The sequence below is a fragment of the Latilactobacillus fragifolii genome (genome assembly GCF_905332535.1).
Lineage (GTDB): Bacteria > Bacillota > Bacilli > Lactobacillales > Lactobacillaceae > Latilactobacillus > Latilactobacillus fragifolii.
Genome location: NZ_CAJOCF010000012.1, coordinates 24,646 through 34,036, shown reverse-complemented (window position 1 = coordinate 34,036; position 9,391 = coordinate 24,646). Strand labels below are relative to the sequence as shown.

Sequence of the window (9,391 nt, the reverse complement as noted above, 5' to 3'; positions counted from 1 at the left end):
CTTGTGGATTAACGGCTGCTTGATGGCCAGTAACAAGATTGTCGACAACGGCCACATCTGTGCCGCGTTGGATTAATTGATCAACGGTGTGTGAGCCGATGTAGCCCGCACCACCTAGTACTAAAACGGTCATATTATCACGCTCCTCTTCAGTTGACTGATTAACTTAACTTTTTAGCGCCATCGGCAATTTCTGCCACGTAGAAACTTGGAGCATAACCAATCTTGTCTGTATAAACTTTGGCAACGTTCGTTTTAAAATTATCGACTTGGTCTTTAGCAACAATTGCAATCGCACAACCCCCAAAGCCGGCACCTGTCATTCGTGCACCTAATACACCTGCTTGTTGCCAAGCGGTTTGAACTAGTGTATCTAATTCAATCCCCGTTACTTCATAATCAAATTGCAATGATACATGTGAGGCATTAACTAATTTACCGAAGCGTTCAAGGTCGTTGTTCTTAAGCGCTTCACGGGCCTTCATTGTCCGTTGATTTTCAGAAACCGCGTGGCGAGCACGTTTTAATAAGGTTTCATCTTGTAGTAGGTATGTTTGTAAATCAAAAGTTTCATTATCCATATCGCCTAGTGATTGGATTGCGTTCTTCGTTTGTAAAATAGCTAAGGCCTTTTCACATTCGCTACGGCGTTCATTGTATTTAGAATCCGCTAATTCACGGCGCTTATTGGTATTCATAATGATGATTACGTTGTCTTGCAAATCAATTGGGACTAAATCGTAATCCAATGTGTTCGTGTCTAGTAAGATAGCATGGTTGGCTTTGCCCATCCCAACGGCAAACTGGTCCATAATGCCCGAGTTAACCCCGATAAATTTATTTTCAACCATCACACCCGTTTTAACAAGGTCAACCCGGTCAATATCTAAATGAAATTGATCTTCTAGAATCACACCCATTAATAATTCAATTGATGCTGATGATGATAAGCCGGCGCCGTTGGGAATATTGCCTTTTAAGTAAATATCCAATCCTTTATCGATTGAATAGCCTTGTTCTTGGAGGTAAACAATCATCCCTTTTGGATAATTTGCCCAGTTGTGCGCCTTTTGATAGGATAAGTCGCCAAGGTCAAATGAAATGACACCCGCATCTTCAAAGTTACCAGATAATAAATTGATCGTTTGGTCATCACGTTTAGCAACTACGGCATATGTGCCTAGTGTGATAGCCGTTGGGAAAACATGGCCACCGTTGTAATCAGTGTGTTCACCAATTAAGTTAATCCGGCCTGGAGCGAAATAGCTCGCTTCTGGTGCTCTGTGGAATGTATTTTCGAATGCGGTCTTTAATTCTGTCATGTTCATCGTAAATTCCTCCTTTGTTAATCGCTTTCATTTTACTAAATATTTACTAAAAAATCAATCTTTTTTATTAACTATCGCTTTCTTTTCACTGCTTATGCTAAACTAAGTAATAGTAAACATTGAATTGAGGGGTGCACCTTGGCAACAATCAAAGATATTGCTCAACTCGCGAACGTTTCGAATGCAACGGTTTCGCGGGTCTTGAATTATGATCAGACGCTTTCGGTTGGCGATGAAACGCGGCAACGAATTTTTGAAGCCGCCGAAAGTTTAAACTATCGCAAAAATACGCGTAAAATGAACCAACAACCCGGGCGCATCGCAATTGTCGAATGGTATACTGCCAAAGAAGAATTAGAAGATCTCTACTACCTCTCCATTCGACTGGGTGTTGAGAAAAAACTGCAAGAACTCGGTTATGAAGTCACTCGGTTCTTTCAAAACGATTCATTTGAGACACTCCATGAGGCAACCGGTGCTGTGATCATTGGTAAATACAGCCCAGCTCAAATAACACGGCTCAAAAAATTAAACCAAAACCTCGTTTTTGTCGACATGAATACGTTAGATTACGAAGTCAGTTGTGTTATGACAGACTTTAAAACGCCAATTAAATCCGTCATCGACCACTTTACGGTTGCTGGCTTAACTAAAATTGGTATGCTAACCGGTCAAGAAAGCACCGCTGATAAGATTAAATTGGGACCAGATCCTCGTTTCATTCATTTTAAAACCCTACTCACAGCTCAGCAAAACTATCACCCCGATTGGGTTTTAACTGGTGACTTTACAGCAGAATCAGGTTACCAACTTATGATGCAATTGCTGCAAAAACACAGTGCCAATTTGCCAGAAGCCTTCTTTATCGCCAATGATGCCATGGCAGTCGGAGCGTTACGGGCTTTGCACGAATCAGGCATTAAAGTACCAGAACAGCTTAGCTTAATTAGTTTCAATGACACCTCGATTTGTCAATACACGTTCCCAACATTAAGTTCCGTTAAAGTCTATACTGAACAAATGGGACAATCAGCCGCTGAGTTACTTATCAAACAACTTAGCGCTAGCGAAATTATCCCCCAGGTCATCACGATTGGCACGACGCTGACCCTACGTAATAGCTCAAAATAAAGCCATCAGCCCACCGATGATCAAATCATCTCGTGGGTTTTTCACTTGTTTCAAGTCAATTTTTAAAAGGAGTAGCGCTTTTGAAAACAAAAAGATTTAGACGAACCATCTTAACCATTGCCATTTTAGCTGTTGGTTATCTCAGCGGTCGTAACAATGTTTTACAAAATGTATTGCCTAATACAGTCACCACTGAACAATCTGCTAAACCAAACCCCCCGGTTAGTCCCGACTATCAAGCCATTGCTAATCAAGATTTTAAAAGCGGCACTGCCGCCTATCTACCAATTAACAACAACCAAAGCCAATTAACCGCAGCAAATTGGCAAGGTGAAAAGATTGTCTATGGGCAACTGGACCAACTTAATCGAACAACCAGCGCCACAGCTTACTTATCCAAACGAAATTTGGGTAAATCAGAAGGACGGACACGCCAAATTTGGAATCCAACCGGTTGGCATAATCAACCATTAATCGTCAACGGGCGACGCATTACACCACAAAATCGTGGCCACTTAATCGCCTATACGCTCACATTCAATTTTGATCAACACGGTAACTTCCAAGCTGGTCAACCCGGCAGTTTAGATAATCCCCTTAACTTAGCCACCCAGAGTGAGTACAGCAATCAGAAAACGATGCAAATTTTTGAAGAAAAAGTCCGCACGGCGCTCGAAGCCAATCAAAAAGTCATTTACAAAGTCACCACCGTCTTCCGCGGCAATGAACTCATGCCCCGTGGCTACTGGGTTCAAGCTATTTCAACAGATGGGACCCTAAATTTCAACGATTACGTCTGGAATGTTGAACCCGGTGTCGCATTTGATTACATGACTGGGCGTTCCCATCTAGACGCCAGCATGCAAGTCAAAGACGGGCAAAATATTGTAGATCGAACGAAACAACAAGTAAAACAACTTTTCTAAACAACCAAAAAAAGAGGTAGCAACCAGAATAATTCTAGTTGCTACCTCTTTTGCTAGCTTATTTTTCCATTGCCTTACGTAATGCAGCGGCTAATGGACTTTCCGCCGGCTCATCTGCTTGGTTCACTTTTTGAATCAAGCGGCGCTCTTCATGTTTAGAAATTTTCTTTTGACGGTCTTTTTTAGCGCGCATCTTTTCCGTTGTCCCATCATTAAGACACCGGAAGTACGCGCCCCCTTGCCCTTCAATAATCACCATTTTCTTGTGACATTGTGGGCAACGATGATTGGAAACTTTCGGATCTTTGCGACGCCGATAATGACAATTTGTGCAGACATAAAACTTGCCGTCACGCGTATTCCGTTCTTTTAACGGATGATCACATTCCGGACATTTCTTATTTGTCACTGCAAAATCACGGTATTTTGTCTCGCTTTTTTTAATTTCACTAACCAAGGTCTTAGTTGCCCCCTCGATTTCAGTGATGAACGCCTTCGGATTTTCTTGGCCTTTAGCAATCGCTTCAAGTGACTGTTCCCATTTCCCAGTCAATTCTGGTGAAACTAACGTCTTATTAACTAATTGCAAAAGTTGTTGGCCTTTTGGTGTAACAGCTAATGCATGGCCTTGGCGTTCTAACAGTTCACTACGGACGAGTTTTTCGATGATTTCCGCACGAGTAGCAGGCGTCCCTAACCCGTAATGTTCCATCTTTCCAAGTAAAGTCCCCTCAGTCAATGGCTTAGGGGGGGTCGTCAATTGTTCTTTAATCGCAAAATTGGCGCGAACTGCCATCCCTTCTTGCCAGTAGTCAACCGTTGCGGTTGGTTGGCCTTCTTTATCAGCAACATGCCAGCCTTGTTGCACCACTTTTGTTTGCTTAAACGTAAAGGTTTGTTCGCCAAACTTAACGATGGCTTTCGTAACAGCGGTCACATAGGGAGCGGCAAATAGTCCTAAGAAGCGTTCAACAATTAAGCGATACATGCGCAGTTCATCCGTTGATAGTTTTTCAGCACGGACTGGTTCTTCAGTCGGAATTAAAGCATAATGATCGGTCACTTTGCCGTCATTAAAGACCGCTTTTTGTTTGACCTGGCTTCCTTGACCTAAGTATTGCTTAGCGCGCGGATCAAATTTAACTAACGCCGATAAACGTTCTTTCAAGGTCCCTTCAATATCAGTTGACAGATATTTCGAATCCGTTCGTGGATAACTGACAACTTTATGGATTTCATACAATGATTGAATCAAGGATAACGTCTTTTTCGCTGACAAGCCATACTTCGCGTTAGCTACTTGCTGGAGTTCTGTTAAATCGTACGGTAAAGGCGCCGACTGTGATTTTTGCGTTGTTTTAACACTAACCACTTGCCCCTTGGCTTGTTGCAATTGTGCAACTTGTTGCTCAGCAGCTTGGCGTGTCTTGATACTTTGCGGGTTCGCTAATTGTAAGGTAGCTTGTTGTTGATCGACTGTCAAATGAATCGTATAGTACGTTTGCGGTTTGAAACGGTTAATTTGTTGTGCCGTTTCGTTCACAAAAGCTAATGTCGGTGTTTGGACCCGCCCCGCTGATAGGTTGTCTTCATATTTCGTCGTTAACGCCCGCGTGACGTTCAAGCCAATCAACCAATCAGCTTTACCACGTGCTAACGCTGATGCGTATAAATTATCAAATTGCTTAGCTGGTTTTAAATTGGCAAAACCTTCTTTAATCGCCTTGGTCGTTTGTGAGGAAATCCAGAGTCGTTCGACGGGCTTATCAAATTTAATCCATTCCAAAATATAGCGGGCAACAGCTTCCCCTTCACGCCCCGAATCAGTTGCAATGACTGCCCCTGAAATATCTTTACGGTTTGCAAGACGACTGATAGCTTTCAATTGCCCACCCGTTTTAGGTAACGGTTTTAGACCGATATGTTTCGGAATGATTGGCAAATCTTCCAAACGCCATTGTTGCCACTCTTTTTTAATATCTTCCGGTAATTGTAATGCTAAAAGATGACCAAACGCCCAAGTAATGACATATTGATCGCCTTCAAAATAGGTTTTAGTTTTCTGATTGGTTCCTAATACTTTAGCAAGCTCTTTGGCAACGCTTGGTTTTTCGGTAATCACTAATTTTTTAAGCATTTAAAATCCCTCTTAATTCAATTCAACAAAATAGTCACTGACTAATAGTATAACGCATGTTGTGGCGGAACCAAACCGGAAATCCTAAATAATAATATGGTGGCTGTCAAAATAAAAGTTGCTAAGCAATCAGTTTAAAGTGCTATCTTTCTCCCATATCTCTTTGGACAAGGACCCAAAAAGCCCTACCGTCTTCTGGTAGGGCTTTTCATTGTGTGGAGTTGCTATTAATATTATTTTTTGGTACATCCTTAGTGTACCAAAACCCGGGTGACTTCCCAGTGACAAAGGTAATGAATTGTTTAAAAAATGAACAATCTTACTAAATTGTTTAGTCACTTTTAATGATTTGCTCGAGCTGCTTCAAGTTAAAGCATAATCGTTCATCAATCAATTCTGGCTCAGTTTGCAGATTATTTTCAAACCAACAATCTAATTGGCGGATGATTGCACCGCTATAAAAGTCTTCCAAATGATTTAACTGTTGTGGGGTATATTGTGCTTGGTAATGGCGTAATGCCTTATGAATGATTTGTTTCATCACCTGTTCAAAAAATCGGCGGCGTTCCGGATAATCCGCTAAATAATATAAATTCAAACAAAACATGCGATATCGTGCGATGAATTGAACAACTTCATGACACCCAGATTCCCAATCGCCGCTGACAATACTCGCATCAACTTTTTGAATAATTTGTTGTTCAAGCGTCCACCGAAACAGACCGCACATTCCCGTTGGAAAATGATTATAAAATGTCGTTCGTGATAAATTAGCCGTCTTCAAAAAAGTAGCGACCGTCAATTTCGTCGCTTTTTGATCCATTAACAATTCAATTAAAATCATCGCCATGTACTGTTTAGTTGCTTGTCGTCGTGTCATTTACCCACCCGCTCTAATTACTATTATTATTTTACCAACAAACAATTATTAACGGTGATATTATTAACAAAGATTAATACAATCGTCATGAAAACGTTATCTAACTATTATCAATTGCACAAAAAAGCGGGGCGCATCTGAGCGGCGCCCCGCTTTCCTTCGCTAATTATTTTTCTAAACCTTCCGCAACTGCTTCTGGATAGTTAGCTGTGACAATCGCAGCACATCGCGCACAAAGCATCGGAAATTTAGCATCTGACCCAACGTCCGTCTTAATCATCCGACACCGCTCGCAAACATCACCTATTGCATGATCTACACTAACCGCAATGCCATCAAATTGAGTTGCTTCTGCTGGGACAACAGCTGATTGGTCAGCAATCGTTAATTGTGAGACAATCAATAATTGCTTAACATCAGCATCTAATGAAGCTAATAAAGCAGCATTCACTTCATTTGGATAAAGCGTCACGGCCGCTTCTAATGACTTACCGATGACTTTGTTCATGCGGGCAGTTTCGAGGGCTTTTAAAACAGCGTCCCGAATTTCCATAAAGGCGTTCCAGGTTTCAACCAACTCTTCTTCACCAGCAAAGTGCGCCACTTCTGGCATTTCAGCTAATTGAACGAAGTCTTCTGGTTCGTGTAAATAACGCCAGATTTCTTCAGCTGTATGTGGCAAGATTGGCGTCAATAACTTCGTTAAGGCTACTGTAACCGTATAGAAAACGGTTTGCATGTTACGCCGTGATGCATCATCGCGACCGTCGATATAAACAACATCTTTAGCAAAGTCTAAGTAGAAGGCTGATAACTCGTTAGTCAAGAACATGTTGATTGTCTTATAAACAGTTGCAAAATCGTAAGCATCATAAGCCGCCTTACAACTTGCGATGATTGCGTTTAAACGAACCAACATGAACTTATCAACTGAACCCAATTCTGCGTAATCCACTGTGTCTTTAGCAGGATCAAAATCGGTTGTGTTAGCGATCATGAAACGCATTGTATTCCGAATCTTACGGTAAGCTTCACTGACTTGTTGGAAGTTTTCCATTGTGACTTTCACATCTGAGCTCGCATCAACTGAAGCTACCCAGAGACGCACAATATCCGCCCCCATTTGTTTAATAATCTTTTCAGGTAAAATTGTGTTGCCAAGTGATTTACTCATCTTACGACCGTTACCATCCAAGACAAAGCCTTGTGAAATAACCGCCTTGTAAGGACTCACTTTACCAACCGCCACACTGGTGATTAAACTTGAGTTAAACCAACCACGATATTGATCAGAACCTTCTAAGATTAAGTCTGCAGGGTAAGTTAATTCATCACGCGCTGCTAATACAGCTTGGTGTGATGAACCTGAATCAAACCAAACATCCATGATGTCTTTTTCTTTTGTAAATTCACCATGAGGACTACCAGGATGGGTAAACCCAGCTGGTAATAAGTCTTTAGCATCCCATTCAAACCAAACGTTTGAACCGTGTTCAGCAAAGAGTTGTGCCACCCGTTCAATTGTTTCTGGCGTGATAATTTCTGTCCCATCTTCAGCATAGAAGATTGGTAATGGCACCCCCCATGCTCGTTGACGCGAGATAACCCAGTCGCCACGATCGCGAATCATATTGTAAAGACGCGTTTTACCCCATTCTGGCATGAAGTCAACTTTTTCGATTTGTTCTAAAATTTGCTCGCGGAATGCATCGATTGAAGCAAACCATTGGGCAGTTGCCCGGAAGATAACCGGTTTTTTAGTCCGCCAATCATGGGGGTAGCTATGGGTGAAGAAATCGAGTTTCAATAATGAACCATTCTTTTCAAGCGCTTCTGTGACCATCGGGTTGGCTTTATCATAATAAACACCTTCAAAACCAGGCGCATCTTCAGTCATCATCCCTTTGCTATCAACGACGGAAAGAACAGGCAACTTGTATTTAGTCCCAGCGTTATAATCGTCTTCACCGTGACCTGGGGCCGTATGCACTAACCCTGTCCCAGTTTCTAACGTAACGTGGTTTCCTAAGATAACCAACGATTTACGGTCGTATAATGGGTGTTGAGCTGTCATCAATTCCATGTCAGCCCCCTTGAAAGTCTTCAAGATTGCCACTGATTCCCAACCAAGAAGATCGGTCATCTTGTTCAAACGTTCTGCAGCAACAACGTATTTTTGACCGTCAGCTAGCACTTGAACGTAATCAAAAGCCGGGTTAACTGCAATCCCTAAGTTAGCTGGAATTGTCCATGGGGTTGTTGTCCAGATGATAAATTTGGTATCAGCATCTAATAAGTCCTTACCATCCACCACGTTAAACGCAACGTACATTGATGGTGATTTGATGTCTTTATATTCAATTTCAGCTTCCGCTAATGTTGATTCTGATGAAGGTGACCAGTAAACGGGTTTCTTACCTTTATAGATATAACCTTTCTTAGCCATTTCACCAAAGACGCGAACTTCTTCTGCTTCAAAGTCAGCAGTTAACGTAATATATGGATTATCCCAATCAGCAGAAACGCCTAGCCGTTTGAAGTCTTCGCGTTGTTTGTTGACTTGTTCCATGGCATAGTCATAACAAAGTTTACGATAATCAACAAGGCTCATTTCCTTTCGCTTGATTCCTTTTTTAGCCAAGGCCTGTTCGATTGGTAAACCATGCGTATCCCACCCAGGGACAAAAGGTGCCCGGAATCCGTTCATTGATTTATACCGGGCAATGATATCTTTACTGATTTTATTTAAGGCGTGGCCCATATGGATGTTGCCGTTCGCAAATGGTGGTCCGTCATGAAGCACAAATGAAGGTTTACCTGCATTTAATTTTTGCCGTTGTTGATAAAGGTTGTTATCAGCCCAACCTTTTTGCCAATCGATTTCACGATTAGGTAAACCTGCTCGCATTGGGAAGGCCGTCTTCCCTAGGTTTAATGTTTCTTTGATACGCATCAAATCACTCCTTTATTTTAAAAAACAAAAAAAGAT

7 protein-coding genes are annotated in these 9,391 nt (G+C 41.8%); 2 read left to right on the top strand and 5 right to left on the bottom strand.

The features are described 5' to 3' along the window. Positions 1-133: NAD-dependent epimerase/dehydratase family protein (locus tag J7Q78_RS09700; RefSeq protein ID WP_208422284.1), on the bottom strand; the 133-nt coding region annotated here is incomplete at its 3' end. A 28-nt stretch (positions 134-161) separates the two neighbouring features. Next, complete coding sequence (locus tag J7Q78_RS09695) at positions 162-1,328, bottom strand: galactokinase (protein WP_208422060.1); 1,167 nt, start codon at positions 1,326-1,328, stop codon at positions 162-164. Positions 1,329-1,466: 138 nt separating this feature from the next. Between J7Q78_RS09695 and J7Q78_RS09690 the strand changes: the two genes are divergently transcribed. Together J7Q78_RS09690 and J7Q78_RS09685 are read left to right on the top strand one after the other, a co-directional pair. Next, positions 1,467-2,459, top strand: coding sequence for a LacI family DNA-binding transcriptional regulator (locus J7Q78_RS09690; RefSeq protein ID WP_208422061.1), 993 nt, complete (start codon positions 1,467-1,469; stop codon positions 2,457-2,459). Between the two features lie 80 nt (positions 2,460-2,539). Continuing rightward, a complete protein-coding gene (locus J7Q78_RS09685) occupies positions 2,540-3,385 on the top strand; it encodes a DNA/RNA non-specific endonuclease (protein ID WP_208422062.1) in 846 nt (281 codons plus the stop codon). Between the two features lie 58 nt (positions 3,386-3,443). On the opposite strand, the gene J7Q78_RS09680 is transcribed toward J7Q78_RS09685, so the two are convergent. The 3 genes from J7Q78_RS09680 to ileS all read right to left on the bottom strand — a co-directional run bounded on the left by J7Q78_RS09680 (position 3,444) and on the right by ileS (position 9,355). Further along, entirely contained in the window at positions 3,444-5,522 is a 2,079-nt protein-coding gene (locus tag J7Q78_RS09680; RefSeq protein WP_208422063.1) for a DNA topoisomerase III, read from the bottom strand. A 331-nt stretch (positions 5,523-5,853) separates the two neighbouring features. Further along, on the bottom strand, positions 5,854-6,402 hold the full coding sequence (locus J7Q78_RS09675) for a TetR/AcrR family transcriptional regulator (protein ID WP_154242177.1): 549 nt from the start codon (positions 6,400-6,402) through the stop codon (positions 5,854-5,856). Between the two features lie 166 nt (positions 6,403-6,568). After that, a complete protein-coding gene (gene ileS, locus J7Q78_RS09670) occupies positions 6,569-9,355 on the bottom strand; it encodes an isoleucine--tRNA ligase (protein WP_208422064.1) in 2,787 nt (928 codons plus the stop codon). Between the last annotated feature and the right edge of the window lie 36 nt (positions 9,356-9,391).